This window comes from Marivirga atlantica (assembly GCF_016734805.1).
Classification (GTDB): domain Bacteria; phylum Bacteroidota; class Bacteroidia; order Cytophagales; family Cyclobacteriaceae; genus Marivirga; species Marivirga atlantica.
The window spans coordinates 1523438-1540335 of the sequence record NZ_JAERQG010000001.1; the positions used below are offsets into that span (position 1 = coordinate 1523438).

Sequence of the window (16898 nt, forward strand, 5' to 3'; positions counted from 1 at the left end):
GGATTCAGCCTTCATGTCAGTAATTAATACTAGTGATTATTGAATCACTATGGCAATTTTATTAAGCTTACCACCCTCAAGGGTGTCAGTTTTTACGCCCAGCATGTTATTGTTCATATCTCCTTTCTCAGCGTAAACGTAATAGGCTTTAGCCTCTAAATCTTTAAAAGTTACCCGACCTTTTTTATCAGTTTTAAGTGGACCTGCCACTGGATTGCTGCTACTTCTGTAATCATCATTATTGGCAAATAGCGTAACCAAAGCTCCTTCTTCAGTATTACCCAAATCATCTTGAATGGTAATTCTCAGATTAGTATCAAACAATTGGGTCTTCTTCGGGGTAAATTCAAAAAATGCTACAGCTGCCATGATGAATGCTGCTGTATAAACTAATTTCTTGTTCTTCATAGTTATAGTGTTTTGATACTATTAAATGAAAGTGAGTACTTTTTGTTGCCTTCTTTCTAAAATATTTTGATTTACGTACGTTAACTTTACAATTAATGAAACAACAGTTAAATTATATAATCGGAGTTCTCAATTTATTGTTAGTGAGCTTTCTTACTTTAAGCTTCACTGCAAGGGCGCAATCAGGCAATCAAGATAGAATTAGTACTTTAACATTTAGTGCTCAAGCCAAATCTTATGAGCCTGATTTTCAGTTTACAGCTTTTTTACTTGAAAGTGAGCATCCCATTAATTTTAAAGAGTTTAGTATTTTAGCAGGCGATGATACTATCCGCTTATCTGAAAATGGCCATGCTCCTGATGATGTATTTCAATCAAACCTTGTTCATTTTAATGGTTTACAATCAAATCTGAGATTTATAGATGTTGGTAATGAAACTGCCAATATAATTTTAATCAATGGGGCAGGAGGAGTACAACATAAAGCTAAACCATCAAAGCGTGATTCCATTTGTGAATTGGCTGATGTGATCCCGCAGAGTGAATGGCGTGCCGGACTGGCCGCTCCCAATTATAATAGGTCATTTACAGAGGTTGAAAATATTATTGTACATCATTCTGCTGGTTCAAATAATGCCACTGATTTTGTACAGGTTGTTCGTGATATTTATATTTATCATACTGAAAGTAATGGTTGGTCTGATATCGGGTATAATTATTTAATTGATCCTGAAGGAAGTATTTATGCTGGAAGAGACCCCGCAGATGGTGAGCAGGATAAAGTGAGAGGTGCTCACTTTTGTGCTTCTAATTCAGGCACAATGGGAATATGTCTGATGGGAAATTATCAGGAAATTCAGCCGACCGACACCACTTATGGCGCCTTAAAGAATTTGTTGAGCTGGAAAATCTCTAAAGAAGATCAACTCTCTGCCACAGGTATTCATCCACATCCTTTAAATAATAATTTGCCGCAAATTGCTGGTCATAGAGATGGCTGCAGTACGCTGTGTCCAGGGCAGTTTGTTTATGATCAACTACCAACTATTAGAGAACAAGTGGAGGCTATAGTGATGAGTTGCGGCAATACCGATAGTTCAGATAATCCTGATGAACCAGACGATCCAGACAATCCTGATGATAATGACTCAACAGATACTGACCCTATAGTAATTGACATAGACTTAGATGAAAAAGAGCCACAGCCGAATTATACTTTGTACCCTAATCCTTTAGGAAAATCCTATAGTCTGAATGTTGCTTTAGATGAGGAGGAGCAAACAGCAATTGATGAGGTGTTGGTGTTAAGCAATAGTGGAAATAGGGTAGGTTTTGTTAGTATCACGCAGTACAAAACTTACTGGAAAATCTATTTACCAACTACGCTGGAAGCAGGTATTTACTTTATTACCTTTATTAAAGGGGATGAAAAGGTGACGAAAAAGTTTGTAATTGGCTTTTGATCAATAATATTTCAGCAATTCTTGCGTACCTAATAATTAATCTAATTAGTTATTGCGAGCGATAGCGAAGCAATCTCGTATTAAAATAAGATCGCTTCGTTAGCTCGCGATGACCAGAAGTAATTATTTACCCCACATAAATTCCATGCTGTAAGGTGAGCCGTCCATTGCCCAAAAGCTTCCGTCAACAAACCTATAATCTTTATTGGCTTGAGCAATAGCTTTTACTTCCTCATCACTTAACTTGATGTCAGCGGCAGCTAAATTTGATTTAATATGAGCTTCATCAGTTGATTTAGGGATTGTTATGGTACCTCTATTAATTGCCCAGGCTAGTAAAATCTCAACAGGATGCTTGTCATGTTTATTTGCAATCTCTTTTACAGCATCTAATTCAAAAAGATTTGGCTCATCATCTTTCTTCATCTGATCAGCTCTGTCTTTAGATCCGAGCGGTGAGTAAGCAGTAACAAGAATATCATTTTTCTTGCAAAACGCTACAAGTTCTTCCTGCGCCAAACATGGGTGCAGCTCAATTTGATTCATTTCAGGAACTACTTTTCCCTTATTCATTAATGTTTTAAGATTGCTTTCGTTGAAATTTGCTACCCCAATATGTTTAGCTAAACCATCCGACTGAACTTCTTCCATCGCAGCCCAGGTTTCTTCTAATGGTGCTTCTTCTAAACTAAGAAAGTCATCAGGTGATTTAGGGAACATCACATCAGGCTTTAGCGCAACGGGCCAATGCATGAGATAAAGGTCTAAATAGTCTAACTGCAAATCATTTAGCGTTTGCTGAAGAGCAGGTCTTACATCCGCTTTTTTGTGCGCATTATTCCAAAGTTTGGATGTTACAAAGAGCTCCTCTCTTTTAACTATTCCATCCTCAAAAGCTTTAGCGAATGCATTACCTATTTCCTTTTCATTTCCATAGATAAGTGCACAATCAATATGTTTGTAACCAGCCTTTAAAGCACTTAGTACAGCTTCATAAACTTTACCTTCTTCAGATTTCCAGGTACCTAAACCTAATGCCGGTATTGTATCATTATTTTTAAAAGTGAATTCCATTGATGTATAAGTTTTAGTTTACCTATTAAAGGAATTCACCCCATCATTTGTTTGGTGAAAATTTCAGCTTTTTCCGAAAAATTGAATGAGAATATTGTCGAGCTGTTGCGTCCATGCTCCCCATGAATGACCTTCATTTACGATCAAGAAATTGGGAGCCAGTTGTTTATTTTCATAAGTCTGCCTCATTTTCCTGGCATTGTCGAGTCCGTCATTAAAAGTACCTGCTGAAATGAATATTCTTTGGTTTCCTAAATCAGCATTCTCCACTTTGTTATAGATTTCAGTTTTATACCAATAGGCTGGAGACTGAGCGGCCACAATTGGGAATAAATCTGGTCTTTCAGCACCGAAATAACTGGCATTTAATCCTCCTAAAGATGTACCTAGTATGGCACGCTGTTCTGTATTACTCTTATAGCTGGCATCAATTTCAGTGATTAATTCTTCGGCTACGAAATTCAGGAAAGATGCATTTAGTGTATATTCCTCCATTCTCCTGTTTTGGCCAATATTATCAGGGTTTCTTGGGTCAATCAACACCATGATAATAGGATCAATCTTGTTCTCTGCAATAAGGTTGTTGGTAATGGTGAAAATGTTGCCAAGCTTCTCATCGCCATATTCTTGCCCATCAGTAACATATAATACAGGCAGATCGTTGAAATTTTCATAGCCGGCAGGTTTATATACTTTATAGGCTACTTTATAATTAAGGATTGAGCTTTCAATAGTGAAACTATCTACTACTCCCTCAGCTACGTTTTCATTATGGTAACCTACAGACTCTTCATTCCAGGCAGGCATTCTTAATTCTGAATTAGGCCCAAATCCACTCCATTGCTGATGCGGATTGTTAGGATCCAAAATCCATTGTGAATTATTTATAGTGACTTTGTAATCTAAGCGTGCATCTTCGGGGAAGGTTTTAATCAAGTACCACAAATCCGTGCTATCAATATTTTTTCCGGTATTACTAAAGCTTTTATCATTTCCCCATGAGTTAAAATCACCATTCCAGCTTACTGAAGTTGCCGATCCTTTATATAAAAATATAGCAGTGTCTGCTGTTGTATAAGGAATAACAGCAGTATCCTTTATGGCTTCCCATAGTTGTTCTGTGGTTGTTTTTCTATTGTCTGTGTCCTCAATTGCTTCTACTGCTTTAAGCGCTGCCGCAACGGAAGGATAAGTTTTGTTTGATATTTTTTCTGAACCAGATTGATCATTGTTACAGCCAGAAATAAATAATGCGGCCATTAATATAAAAGCTGTTGATTGTAAACTCGACTTCATTTTACGCATGTTTTTTTATTCGGTTAGATTAAATGTTGCTATGTAAAAATTGGGGTCGATAGTTATTTCAACATTTTCCGGTAGTTCTTTCAATATGTTGTATTGTCTTGCAGTTGGTTCAATCCACTGTGGTTCTCCATTAATGTAGATTTTTACCGGCATGTTAAATTGATCATTTGTGTTTTCCCACTTGAAAAGCAAGTTATTTCCTAAGTGTCTGTAAGCAAGTGTTGGTATACGGGTATCTCTTAAATATTGATCAAAAAAACCTTCTAAATCATTACCATAAGCCTTGCTTAAATAAGCTTCAATTTCAGCTGAAGACACCGTTTGGTGGTAAAATTCTTTATTCATATCTCTCAAGGTCATTCGCCATTTTTCATCATCATCAAATAACTGCCTTAAGGTATGAAGCATGTTACCGCCCTTATAATACATATCGCCCGAGCCTTCATAAGCCACTCCGTATTCTCCAATAATAGGTCTGTCATTTTGGATGGATGAACGCACACCCTGGATGTAGGCATTTGCCGCCTCAGTGCTATAATGGTAATCAAGGAAAAGGTTTTCTGAATAATGCGTAAAAGATTCATGGATCCACATGTCCGCAACATCTGAATTAGTGATATTGTTAGCAAACCATTCATGGCCAGATTCATGAATGATGATGAAATCGAATTTCATTCCCCAACCAGACTGACTAAGGTCAGTACCTCTATAACCGTTTTTGTAGCCATTGCCGTAAGTGACGGAACTTTGATGTTCCATTCCTAAATAAGGAGCTTCTACCAACTTATAACTGTCTTCATAGAAAGGGTAGGGACCAAACCAATGTTCAAAAGCCTCTAGCATGCGGGGTACATCTTCAAACTGCTTTTTAGCTAAGGTTTTATTATAACTTAGCACCCAATATGAACAATCAAGCTTCCCCTTTTCGCCATCATAAGTTTCTTTAAAATTCACATAGTCACCAATATTGATGTTGACACCATAGTTATTGATCGGGTTGTTTACGAACCATTGGTAAATCGTGGTGTTTTCTTTTTTAATGGTGTTTCTTAACCTACCGTTCGATACGTCAATCCATGGATTAGGCACTTCCACACTAATAAGCATGCTATCCACTTCATCATACGGATGTTCTTTGCAGGGCCACCAAACACTGGCGCCAATTCCCTGATTAGAGGTAGCTACAAAAGGATTTCCATTTTTATCTCGGCTCCAGGTGAACCCGCCATCCCATGGCGGATTTTTAGCCACTACAGGATTGCCGCTAAAAAATATTTCTAATTGACCTGTACTCCCTACCTTTTGTTTATCATTCAATTGAATGAAATGAGCAGCACCTTCAGAAGTATACTGAAGCTCCTTTCCGTTTTGGATGATTTTATTGATCTCCATTGGCGCCTGCAAATCAATTTGCATTACCTGATTTTCCTCAAGCACTTTGTAATGCACTACATTGCTACCACTAATGAATTCATTATCAATATCGACATCTACGCTCAGATCATAAAATGTTAAATCCCACCAAATTCTTTCTTCAGTTAATCCTCCTTTTAGGCTGTCTTGCCTGGTGAAAGTTTGTGCTCTACTGTCATGAAGAAAGATGAGCAAAGCGAAGAGAAGTGTGAAAACGTTAAAAAGTCTTTTCATAATTTTTTTTCATTTTGATGGAAGCTCAAAATCTAATTTAATAGATATTATTGAGTTTTTTGTTGCCTTCTTATATGAGCGGGAAAGCACGCTTATTATTTAATTAAAGGACAATAAAAAAAGCCCGATGGTTTTTAAGCATCGGGCTTTCTCTAAATTGTTTATAATGCTTATAACAATTTGAATCCCAGACTAAATAATAACTGGTTAACTTTAAATTCACCATTGCCCACAGAGCCCTGATCGCTAAAGTTACCTTCATATCTAAGGTCTAACGTAATTTTACTAATATCTAAACCTACGCCAGCCTGATAAGCGAAAATAGCACTCTTATATTGTTCTACTGGCTGATTGGAATCAATATCTGTGTTAGTATTAAAACTAGCTACTGGACCTGCATTTAACCTTAATGGACCCAGTTTCCAACCAAATAGCACAGGTAAGTCAACCTTATTTTTATTAAACTCATAAGTCTGTCCAGTGCCATCAGTGCTTACATATTCTCCTTTAACGGAATTAAAATAAAGCTCAGGTTGAACGTAAAAACTTGCTATAGTAATTCTGGCGAAGGCACCTGCATGGTAACTGTATTTCGCATCACCTGATTCATATTCATTAACGGCATCACTTAATTTCATTGATGTATTGCTTACACCAACTTTCGGCCCAATCGTAAAAATTTGGGCATTAGAGGTTACAGCAAAAAACATAAAGGCTGAACAAATAAATAGAATTCTTTTTAACATGTTTAAAAAAGTTTGATGTATCGATATAAACGTTAAATAAGATAATTGTTATAAAATTGAGGACGAATAATTAAATTTTACTGATGAACATTGAATCCATCATGCAAGATTTGCTTGAAAAGCGCAAGCAGTCAGGGACATACCGTTCCTTAAAAATATTGGACAGTAAAGCGCATGATTTTACAAGCAATGATTATTTAGGTTTGGCTAAAATAGATTTCCTTTCCGGAGAAGATCATTCATTTATTGATAATGGAGCAGGTGGTTCTAGGCTGCTTTCAGGAAATAAAGCCTACCATGTGGAAGCAGAAGCTTTTATGGCTGATTATTTTAATGCTAAAAGCTGCTTGCTTTTCAATTCGGGCTATGTGGCTAATTTGGGCTTGTTGTCTTCTGTTCCGCAAAAGGGAGATGCCATTTTGATGGATGAGCTTTCACATATTTGCATCAAGGAAGGAGCGCGATTAAGCAGGGCCAGTCATTTCAATTTCCGCCATAATGACGTGTCAGATCTTGAGAAAAAGCTGAATACAGTTAATGCCAATAATATCTTCATAGTAGTTGAATCCATCTATTCTATGGATGGCGATGAAGCTCTCTTAGCCAACATTGTAGAGCTTGCTAAAAAATACAATGCTAATGTTATTGTTGATGAAGCTCACTCAACTGGATTACTTAGTAATGATGGAAGTGGCTTATGCTGTCAGTTAGGAATAGAAAAGGAAGTATTTGCCAGAGTCTATACATTTGGGAAAGCCATGGGGGCACATGGCGCGGTTGTGGCGGGGAGTGAGATTTTGAAGTCCTACCTTATTAATTACAGCAGGCAGTTTATTTATACTACATCTTTACCTTATCATAGTATTCAAATAATCATAAAGGCCATTAACTACAGAAAGTTGAATAGTGAATTGTGGAAGAGCTTGCAGGATAAAATTGAAAAATTTAGAAATCAGCTCAATGAAGAAATTAATTTGTTAGAAAGTAATCATCCCATACAAGGTGTTATTACGGGAAGTAGTGAGAATGCGATTCGGCTGGCTAATTTTTTACAAGAAAAAGGTTTTGATATTCGTCCTATTGTTTCTCCCACAGTACCTTTACACCAAGAAAGAGTGAGAATTTGCCTGCATGCATTCAATACTGACGAAAGTATAGATGAACTTTGTAGGCAGCTGAATCAGTATTATTCCTGAAGAAATTTTATGAACTATTTTGTAACAGCTATAGGTACGGATAGCGGCAAAACACTGGTAAGTGCTATTTTAACTGAAGCGCTCCATGCTGATTATTGGAAACCAGTACAAGCCGGTTTTCCCAAAGATAGCGAAGCTGTTGAGGCATTGCTCTCCAATACTACTTCGAAGATTTTACCTGAACAATATGTATTAAATACTCCAGCATCACCTCATTATGCAGCGGAAGTAGATAGGGTGAGTATTCATGCAAAAGAAATGACCTTGCCTTTCACTAAAAATCGACATTTGATTATTGAAGGTGCCGGAGGAGCTTTAGTACCTTTGAATGATAAGGAGTTTGTTATTGATATCACCAATAATTTTCCTTGTGAGGTAATTTTGGTTTGTAATCTTTATCTGGGAAGTATCAATCATTCTTTATTAACGCTGAATGAGTTAAAGCACAGAAATGTTAAAGTAAAAGGGATCATCTTTAATGGTCCTTCAAATCCTTCCAGTGAATCGATTATTGTAAAACATGCACAATTACCTGTTTTACTTAACATTAAGCAAGAGGAAAAAATCAACAAAGAAGTAGTCAGAAAATATGCTTCCATTGTAAGAGAGCAATTATGAGTGATTGGATTAAAAGAGACGAGCAATCAATATGGCATCCATTTACGCAATTGGTAAATGGTTTTGAACATATTATGGTGGAAAAAGCAGAAGGGGCCTATTTATATACTTCCGATGGGCGCAAAATTCTAGATGCTATTTCCAGTTGGTGGGTAAATCTTCACGGCCATAGTCATCCTGCTATAGCTAAAGCGGTAGCTGAACAAGCACTTAACTTAGAGCACGTTATCTTTGCAGGCTTTACTCATGAGCCTGCTATTACGCTTGCCGAGAATTTGTTGAGCATACTACCACCAAACCAGTCCAAGATATTCTATTCTGATAATGGGAGTACAGCCAATGAGGTGGCCTTAAAAATGGCATTTCAATATTGGTACAATAAAGGTCAGCAAAAGCGCACAAAAGTCATTGCATTTGAAGGAGCCTATCATGGCGATACTTTTGGAGCCATGTCAGTAGGAGATAGAGGTCCCTTTTCAGCTCCTTTCTCACCATTTTTATTTGATGTTGAATTTCTTCCTATGCCAACGGAAGAAAATAAGCAAGAAGTAGTAGATCAATTCCAGCATTTGGTAGCAGCTAATGAAGTGGCCGCCTTTATATTTGAACCTCTGATTTTAGGCTCGGCAGGTATGAAAATGTATACTGCTGAAATCCTGGATGAGCTCATACAGTTTGCTCAAGCTCATGAAACCATTTGTATAGCTGATGAGGTTTTTACTGGTTTTGGCAGAACAGGCAAGTACTTTGCCTCAGATTATTTAGCTCACAAACCGGATATATTCTGTCTCTCGAAAGGATTGACCGGTGGAGCCATGGCTTTAGGTGTTACCTCATGCACCGAAAAAATTATGGATGCATACAAAAGCGCTGACATCATGAAAACTTTTTTTCATGGCCATAGCTTTACAGCAAACCCAATAGCATGTGCCGCGGCCAATGCTAGTTTTCATCTTTTAAAATCATCCGATACCCAAGAAAAAATAAGTAAGATCAATCAACTGCACCTGGAGTTTTATGAGTTGCTAAAATTGCACAAAGCTGTAGAAAATTGTAGAGTGTTAGGAACAATCTTGGCACTTGATATTAAAACCAAAGAAGTGACAAGTTATGTAAATGAGGTAAGGCATAAACTTTACCCATATTTCCTGGAAAGAAACATTTTATTGAGACCGCTGGGTAATGTGATCTATATTTTGCCGCCCTACATCATCACAGAAAAGGAGCTAAAGCGTGTTTATAAAGAGGTTTTAGGCTTGTTGGATAGCTTTCAATAAGTGAATTCCGCATTAAAGCTTAAGCAAAACCCTTATTCTTTTCAGGTTTTTACCTATTTTTTGAAATAAGAATTAAGCTGATTTACAGCGCTACTATTATGGCCAATTTTGTAATAGTTAAAGTTACAAAGAGCCATGAAAAATATAATTTTAAGCATTTCAGTTTTTTTACTAACCGTTTTACCCTTCCAGGTTAAAGCGCAATTTGGTGGTGAATCAGGTGAGCAGTATAGAATAGTAGCTGTTAAAAATGGTGCTGATAGTCTTATTAGTGCTTCTAATTATGTTTCCCTTTTTAAACAATTTAAAATTGATCTTCCTACAGCTTTTACACCTAATGGTGACGGGCTTAACGATACCTTTGGTGGAGTTGCTTCTAGCGTAAATAATTATAAATTAGTAATATATAACAGGCACGGAGAAGTAATCTTTGAAACTAATTCGGTTGAAGAGAAATGGGATGGAACTTTTAATGGGACGAAAGTTCAGCAAGGAAGCTACATATACAGCGTGAGTGCCACAGGTCCTGAAAATAGTTCTATCAACAAAACCGGTAAAGTCTTAGTCATTATATAAGCCCATGAATAAAGCTGTCTACATAAAAATCTCAAGTATTTTAGCACTCTTTTTTATGAGTGCTTTTGGTGCATCTGCGCAAATTCAATCATCAGCTTCAGAAGGTTGCGTTCCTCTATCTGTACAGTTTTCTATCGATGAGCGAAATGTACAGCGATATGCCTGGTCGTTTAGCAATGGTCAAACGGCAGCTGTAGCTGAGCCATCAGTACTATTCGAGCAATCAGGAACATTTGATGTAAGTGTTGAAATAACTTATAACGATAATTCAACTGCAACTTTTACGGAAGAGGATTTTATAAACGTTGAAGCAGCCCCTGAAATAGATTTTACCGTAAACAAGCAAATTGTTTGTTTAGGTGAAGCGATCAATTTTAGTAATGAGAGCAGTACAGGAACTCACTTTACATGGAATTTTGGTGATGGCAACCAATCAAACGATGAAAACCCAACATACATATATAATACTGCAGGTAACTACAATGTAAGTTTAAGAGTAGCAACGGCTAATGGCTGTGAATCACAACTTGTAAAAGAGGGCTTCATAGAAGTGAAAGATGCTGATCAGGTTGAAATTAGTGCTTCATCAGATTTTTATTGTCTAAATGCAGAACCTATTCAGTTCGTGGTATCTGAAAATGTAAATGAGCCTCTATGGAATTTTGGAGATGGCACAACTAGCAGTGAGCTTAATGCTTCACATCAATTTACCAAGGCAGGAGAATATGATATTTCGCTTCAATTCACAAATAATAATGGCTGCACGCAGTCAGTTGCTTTAAATCATTCCATAGTTGTTGAAGAGTCTAGTATGCCAGGTTTTAGTGTTTCTGATAAAGAGATATGCGAATATCAGTCAGTTATATTGAAAACTGATATGTCAGATGGTCAAACCTACGAATGGGAAATCAGCGATGGAAGGTTCTTTCAAGGTAAATCGGTAGATGTTCCCTTTAATGAAGCAGGCCAATATTTTGTTTCTTTAAAAGTTACTAACTCTAAAGGCTGTACATTTAGTGCAAACCGTTCAGAACCTATTGAGGTTAAGCCTGCTAATGAAATTACAGTAAACTATAACGAAACTGAAGGTTGTCTTCCTTTCACATTTGAAGCCATTAATCAAACTCAGGACGTGATTAAAACCGAGTGGTTGATAAACGATGAAGTCATTACTTCAAATACCTTAAATTATGAGTTTCAGGAAGCTGGCGAATACTCAATAAGTATGCGCAGCTATTTTGAAAACAGCTGTACTATAGAAACTGAATTACCTGACCAAATTAGCGTTTTGGGTGAAGCTACTGAAATTAATGTAAGTAAGTACACTGGCTGTGTTCCTTTAGAAGTTGAATTTTCGTTGTTAAACGAAGAAGCCACTTCAGTACTTTGGGATTTTGGGAATGGCACTACCGCTGAAGGTCAAAACGCTAATATTACTTATGAAAATTCAGGTGCTTATCAAGCTTCCGTAAGTTATATGAATAGGTTCGGGTGCGAAGTAAATTATGAATTAGCAGATCAAATAAATGCTTTGCCTATTGGTATCAACTTAGGCGATGTAGACACTATCCAGTCATGTACCTTCACGGAAGTATACTTTTCTGGTGATATGGGTTACGATTTCTGGGAATGGGATTTTGGTGATGGCAATACATCAACGGAGAAAAACCCTGTTCATGAATATGCTGAGGCAGGTGTATACCATGTGAGTTTAAGCACCAATAACAGATATGGTTGCAAGACGACTATCGAAAACTATAACATCATCGAACTTCCTGAAATTCCTATAGAAACCAATATTGAAGTTTCGGAAGGTGAGGCCTGTGGATATTTTTCTGCCACGCTCGATGCTACAGTAGGAGAGGGGCAGCAAGTATCTTGGCAGTTCGATGGTGCTACGTTGGCCATGGGTGAAAGTGCTGAATTGAGCTTTTTAAGTAATTCTAATGTGTCTATTGTGGTGCGTGTGACGGATCCTAGTGGTTGTAGCAGGTCTAAATCAGTTACTGTTAAGAATCCGTGGGAAGATTGTACCAATGATGACATCCAACCTGGAAGTGATGAAATTGACGAGAATACGGGTATTGCCAAACTTAATATAGAAGGCTGCAATGTGCCGTTTTCGGTAGATTTTGTGAGTCCATCAAATGATGCCTCAGCTGTTGAGTGGAGGTTTAACGATGGATCAATTATTACCGAAGAAGAATTTACACATGTTTTTGAAGAAACAGGACATTATACAATTGACTTCTACGCTGAAATTAATAAGGACAGCACGGTGCTTATTGAAGATTATGTAGAAGTTACGGTGAATAAATCAGGTGTTGATTTCAATTATGAAGTTTACGCTACTTGTGATGGCTACTCCATGACCTTAACACCTACAGATACGGAGATGGATTTCTTCCTGTGGGAATTAAATAATCAGGAAATCCAACTTTCAGATGATAATACAATATTTATTGAAAATCCAGGATTGTACCAGGTAAGCCTTTTAGCAGGAGGAGAGAATATCTGTGAGGCGAATCAGGTGAAAAATATCTTTGTGGGTAATGAGGAGCATATCTTTGAATATGATCCTAATTTGTGTTTAGGAGAAGTTTTCACTGTTAATCAATCATTGCAGGGTTTCCGCTCATTTACATGGATTATCAATGAAGAAGACAGCATCAATACAGATCAGTTAGAAGTTGAATTTAATGAAGCAGGCAGTTATAAAGTGGAGCTTATGGCTACTACCGCTGATGGATGTGACTATAACTTCTTAGTGAATAATGAAATTAAGGTCTTTGACACAAAAGCCCTTTTTAGCACTAAAGGTGCGCGAATAGGCTGTGGAGCACTAGAGGTGAAGTTTCAAAATGAATCAACCAGTGCTGAATCTGTTTTATGGGATTTTGGTAATGGTGAAACATCTGAAGAACTGAATCCTACTTTTACATTTGAAGCAGGCTCTTATGACATTACTTTGATAGTACAATCAGCGGCTTGTAGTGATACACTTGTGATGGAGAATTATATTGTGGTTGATGAATTAATTAGTGACTTCAACTATTCTGTAAATCAAAATTGTTTACCAGTTACAGTTCAGTTTGAGAATAAAAGTGTAAATGGAGAAAGTTTTTTCTGGGATTTTGGTAATGGAGATACATCTACAGAAGAGAATCCGCTTTACACTTTTACCGATTTTCCGCAAAAACCAGTGAAACTGATTACTACAAATGCCAACGGATGTAAAACATCTACTGAAAAAGAAATAGAGGGTGTATTTGGGGCGCAGTTTACAGCAGACGAAACATTATTATGTTCCCCAGCCAAGATTAGTTTTACTTCAGAAAGCGAAGATGCCGTAGAGTGGTTATGGAATTTCGGAGATGGAAATTCGTCATCAGATGAGAATCCTTCACACATTTATCAGCAGGCGGGTAGTTTCGATGTAAGTCTAATTGTAACCAATGCTGAAGGCTGCTCGGATACTTTATCAAAAGTAGATTTCATAAATGTTCAGGAATTACAATCTAATTTTCGTCTGGCAGAAGAAAAGGAGATAAGATGCCTACCGGCAGAGGTATCATTCATCAACGAGTCAATTGGAGCCTCTGAGTTTATATGGGATTTTGGTGATGGTGAAACAGCAAGAGTTGCCAACCCAGTTCATATTTATACCAAAGAAGGAAATTATACGGTGAAGCTGATTACTAAAAACTCTATAGGCTGTACAGATACCTTAGAGATAGAAAACCTGGTTCAAACAAGTGGACCTGAAACTTCTTTCTCTGTTGAAAATAAAGTTGTTTGCCTGCCTAATGAAATTAGCTTTACGGATGAGTCTAATAATGCAGTGGCTTGGCAATGGTTTTTTGGTGATGGTAGTACTTCCTCAGAACAAAACCCATCGCATCAATACCAACAGGAGGGATATTATAAAGTCACTTTACTTGCAACTAATGCTAATGGGTGCGAGCAAACTTTCTCAATGGACTCTATAAGAGCAGTAAAAACACCTCAAGTGAATTTTAATTTGAGTGTTGATGGTGAATGTGCGCCTGTAACCATAACAACAGAAAATTTATCATCAAATCTTCAGAACCCTCAATATCAATGGTCAATTGCAGGTCAAAGCAGTAATTTGGAGTCGCCCGTTTTTACCCTAACCTCACCAGGGCTACATGAGATTAGTTTAACGATTATGAATGACGGTTTATGTCCGGTAACTTATGTTTATCCTGAGAAGATTTTAGTGAGAGACACCACAGTACATGAAGAAGCTACAGTTGATTTAATTGAAGCAGCTGACTATTCACTTACTATCAATTTTCAGCCATATGAGTTTAATAATTTAAAACATTACAGAGTCTATCGAAATTCAGGAAGTGGATTTAAGTTAATAAGGCAATTAAGTGCTGATGAAGCTGATTCATTTGTAGATGAGAGCGTACGGCCAGCTGAGAATGTCTATAAATACATTTTCCAGGCAGTAGATTATTGTAAGGATACAGTAGCACTCGATCAACTTAATCAATTCAATAACCTCAGATTAAATAGAGCCAGCGAGGGAACAGCTCGTTACTTCAATTGGAATGAGCATATCGGCTATCAAGCTAATAATTATCGTGTTTTCAGAGCTAATGCCCAAGGCGATGATTGGAAAGAACTTGCCTTACTAGATATAAGCAGTAATAGCTTCTCAGATAATGAGGCAATTTGTCCAGGTACTTATTATTACAAAGTAGCTGCTTTCTATGAGAATGAGCCACTTTCAATCAGCAACATTATTGAAGTATCAGTTCAAAACAGTGACATACAAGCATTAAAAGCTACCATAAAAAATACTAATGTAATTTCTAATAACAGTAATTTAGTAGAATGGACAGTTCCTCCCTCATTAAAGAATTTTGTAGCCGGCTATGAAGTTTATAGAAGTGTAGATGGAGATGAGTTTGTTTATCATGCTAATGTAAGTGCTCAAGAGCAGATTTTTATTGATGAAGAGGTTGAAGCCAGCAGGCACAATTATGCATATAAAATTGAAGTAAAAAATATTTGTGAGATTGATACTGAGTCTAGTGAAGCTGTAGAAACCATATTACTTACCAAAGAGGACTATCTAAGTAAATATAAATTACAATGGAATCAATACACTGGCTGGGAAGAAGGCGTATTAAAGTACCTACTTCAAAAGGAGAATGCGTTAGGCGAATGGGAGACCATACGTGAAATTCCGGCAGATCAAACCGATGTCATCATCAATAGAGAATAGCTTAAATAATTCGCAAACGTTTGCGAATTTTTTCCAACCTTATGCAACATTATTGTGTCAATGGAGTTAGTTGCATGCGAAATGTCTGAAAAATAGTAGTTATGCATAATAAATTAGCATGTATAACTTTTATCTGATTATGATATTTCGTTATTTTCACAAATCTTAAACAAATTAAACTATTATGAAGAAAACAAATCTATTCGACAAGTTTAATAAGGTGTTTTATACCTTGTTAATCTTAACAGCCGTTTCTTTCACTTTCACAGCTTGTGATGATACTGAGGAGGATGAAGATACAGATCCAGATCCAACTGAATCAATCTTAGAGATTGTTACAGCAAGTGAAAGTCACACTCAATTGGAGGCTTTTGTTACTGCTAACAGTGATTTAGTTTCTACTCTTGAAGGAAACGATCTAACTTTATTTGCTCCTAACGATGCAGCTTTCGAAAAATTAAGAGTTACTCTTGATGTAGAAAGCTTAACTCAAGTAAATCCAAGTGTTATCGCTTCTGTATTAGCTTATCACGTGCATACAGCAGGAGTAGTTAGAAGAGCAGAAATGGACGCTGAAACTTCTCTTTCAACTGTTCAAGGAGAAAGCATTACTTACAATGCACAAGGAAACATTGCAACTGGTGGTTCTGATACTGATGTTGCCTTTGTAGGAGAGGAAATCTTAGCAACAAACGGTGTTGTACATGTTGTTGAAACTATCCTTATTCCACCAACCATATTTGCTACCATTGGTGCTAACTTAGGTAAAGTATCTCAAACTATCCTTTTAGGAGCTGATTTCAGTACTTTAGCGGCTGCTATTACTAAGGCTGATACTGAGTACGCTGGCCCTAATAGTGTAACGCCATTATCAGCTATTTTAGCTGGAACTGCTGGTCCTGATCAAATCACAGTGTTTGCTCCGGTAAATGATGTATTCACTCAACTAAACATTACACTTGATTCACGTACTGGAGAAGAGTGGTATGGTTTAATTGCTAACCATGTGCTAGGACAGAAATTACTTAGCAGTCAATTAGTGGAAGGAACTGGTAATGTAACATTAGCTGGTGGTGCCATTACGTTATTACCTTCAGGTGGTTTAGATTCAAATGGAGTTGCTGGTGCCGAAGCTACTTTCGTTGAAGTTGATGGTCAGGCAGTTGTTGATATTGAATCAGAAAATGGTGTTGTTCATGCTATTGCAGGTGTATTAGTTCCAGCTTCAGCTGGTAGATACGCAATTGATGAGAACTTTACTTTATTAAAAAGTTTCATGAACTAAGAGATTGTAAAATCAATAAATTAAAACCCTGGCGATTGTCAGG

12 protein-coding genes are annotated in these 16898 nt (G+C 37.0%); 7 read left to right on the plus strand and 5 right to left on the minus strand.

What is annotated here, in order from left to right; genetic code table 11:
- Positions 1-36: 36 nt before the first annotated feature.
- Positions 37-408 carry a carboxypeptidase regulatory-like domain-containing protein gene (locus JKP34_RS06940; RefSeq protein ID WP_201919061.1) on the minus strand — a complete coding sequence of 124 codons (372 nt, stop codon included), beginning with the start codon at positions 406-408 and terminating at the stop codon, positions 37-39.
- Between the two features lie 95 nt (positions 409-503).
- Between JKP34_RS06940 and JKP34_RS06945 the strand changes: the two genes are divergently transcribed.
- Positions 504-1871: an N-acetylmuramoyl-L-alanine amidase gene (locus JKP34_RS06945; protein WP_201919063.1), complete on the plus strand. Its 1368-nt coding sequence runs from the start codon at positions 504-506 to the stop codon at positions 1869-1871.
- A gap of 123 nt (positions 1872-1994) precedes the next feature.
- Here JKP34_RS06945 and JKP34_RS06950 read toward each other — a convergent pair whose 3' ends face one another.
- The 4 genes from JKP34_RS06950 to JKP34_RS06965 all read right to left on the minus strand — a co-directional run bounded on the left by JKP34_RS06950 (position 1995) and on the right by JKP34_RS06965 (position 6643).
- A complete protein-coding gene (locus tag JKP34_RS06950) occupies positions 1995-2945 on the minus strand; it encodes an aldo/keto reductase (protein WP_201919066.1) in 951 nt (316 codons plus the stop codon).
- A gap of 63 nt (positions 2946-3008) precedes the next feature.
- The gene (locus tag JKP34_RS06955; RefSeq protein ID WP_201919068.1) at positions 3009-4241 is read right to left on the minus strand and encodes an alpha/beta hydrolase; all 1233 of its coding nucleotides are present in this window, start codon (positions 4239-4241) and stop codon (positions 3009-3011) included.
- Between the two features lie 15 nt (positions 4242-4256).
- On the minus strand, positions 4257-5897 hold the full coding sequence (locus JKP34_RS06960) for a M1 family metallopeptidase (RefSeq protein WP_201919070.1): 1641 nt from the start codon (positions 5895-5897) through the stop codon (positions 4257-4259).
- A 170-nt stretch (positions 5898-6067) separates the two neighbouring features.
- Positions 6068-6643 (minus strand): porin family protein, encoded by a 576-nt coding sequence (locus JKP34_RS06965; RefSeq protein ID WP_201919072.1) that lies wholly within the window; start codon positions 6641-6643, stop codon positions 6068-6070.
- 83 nt (positions 6644-6726) lie between these two features.
- Between JKP34_RS06965 and JKP34_RS06970 the strand changes: the two genes are divergently transcribed.
- The 6 genes from JKP34_RS06970 to JKP34_RS06995 all read left to right on the plus strand — a co-directional run bounded on the left by JKP34_RS06970 (position 6727) and on the right by JKP34_RS06995 (position 16855).
- Positions 6727-7839, plus strand: coding sequence for an aminotransferase class I/II-fold pyridoxal phosphate-dependent enzyme (locus JKP34_RS06970; protein ID WP_236664907.1), 1113 nt, complete (start codon positions 6727-6729; stop codon positions 7837-7839).
- Positions 7840-7848: 9 nt separating this feature from the next.
- Complete coding sequence (gene bioD, locus JKP34_RS06975; RefSeq protein ID WP_201919074.1) at positions 7849-8457, plus strand: dethiobiotin synthase; 609 nt, start codon at positions 7849-7851, stop codon at positions 8455-8457.
- A complete protein-coding gene (bioA, locus tag JKP34_RS06980) occupies positions 8454-9734 on the plus strand; it encodes an adenosylmethionine--8-amino-7-oxononanoate transaminase (protein ID WP_201919075.1) in 1281 nt (426 codons plus the stop codon). Before bioD ends, bioA begins: the two co-directional genes overlap by 4 nt.
- A 135-nt stretch (positions 9735-9869) precedes the next feature.
- Positions 9870-10310: a T9SS type B sorting domain-containing protein gene (locus JKP34_RS06985; protein ID WP_201919076.1), complete on the plus strand. Its 441-nt coding sequence runs from the start codon at positions 9870-9872 to the stop codon at positions 10308-10310.
- A gap of 4 nt (positions 10311-10314) precedes the next feature.
- A complete protein-coding gene (locus JKP34_RS06990; protein ID WP_201919078.1) occupies positions 10315-15570 on the plus strand; it encodes a PKD domain-containing protein in 5256 nt (1751 codons plus the stop codon).
- A gap of 184 nt (positions 15571-15754) precedes the next feature.
- A complete protein-coding gene (locus JKP34_RS06995; protein WP_201919080.1) occupies positions 15755-16855 on the plus strand; it encodes a fasciclin domain-containing protein in 1101 nt (366 codons plus the stop codon).
- Positions 16856-16898: the final 43 nt, after the last annotated feature.

What these genes read in the sequence shown, in the direction of transcription:
- JKP34_RS06950 (WP_201919066.1), bottom strand. Translation starts at nt 2,945, where the DNA reads ATGGAATTCACTTTTAAAAATAATGATACAATACCGGCATTAGGTTTA.
- bioD (WP_201919074.1), top strand. Translation starts at nt 7,849, where the DNA reads ATGAACTATTTTGTAACAGCTATAGGTACGGATAGCGGCAAAACACTG.
- JKP34_RS06940 (WP_201919061.1), bottom strand. Translation starts at nt 408, where the DNA reads ATGAAGAACAAGAAATTAGTTTATACAGCAGCATTCATCATGGCAGCT.
- JKP34_RS06995 (WP_201919080.1), top strand. Translation starts at nt 15,755, where the DNA reads ATGAAGAAAACAAATCTATTCGACAAGTTTAATAAGGTGTTTTATACC.
- JKP34_RS06960 (WP_201919070.1), bottom strand. Translation starts at nt 5,897, where the DNA reads ATGAAAAGACTTTTTAACGTTTTCACACTTCTCTTCGCTTTGCTCATC.
- bioA (WP_201919075.1), top strand. Translation starts at nt 8,454, where the DNA reads ATGAGTGATTGGATTAAAAGAGACGAGCAATCAATATGGCATCCATTT.
- JKP34_RS06965 (WP_201919072.1), bottom strand. Translation starts at nt 6,643, where the DNA reads ATGTTAAAAAGAATTCTATTTATTTGTTCAGCCTTTATGTTTTTTGCT.
- JKP34_RS06985 (WP_201919076.1), top strand. Translation starts at nt 9,870, where the DNA reads ATGAAAAATATAATTTTAAGCATTTCAGTTTTTTTACTAACCGTTTTA.
- JKP34_RS06945 (WP_201919063.1), top strand. Translation starts at nt 504, where the DNA reads ATGAAACAACAGTTAAATTATATAATCGGAGTTCTCAATTTATTGTTA.
- JKP34_RS06990 (WP_201919078.1), top strand. Translation starts at nt 10,315, where the DNA reads ATGAATAAAGCTGTCTACATAAAAATCTCAAGTATTTTAGCACTCTTT.
- JKP34_RS06955 (WP_201919068.1), bottom strand. Translation starts at nt 4,241, where the DNA reads ATGAAGTCGAGTTTACAATCAACAGCTTTTATATTAATGGCCGCATTA.
- JKP34_RS06970 (WP_236664907.1), top strand. Translation starts at nt 6,727, where the DNA reads ATGAACATTGAATCCATCATGCAAGATTTGCTTGAAAAGCGCAAGCAG.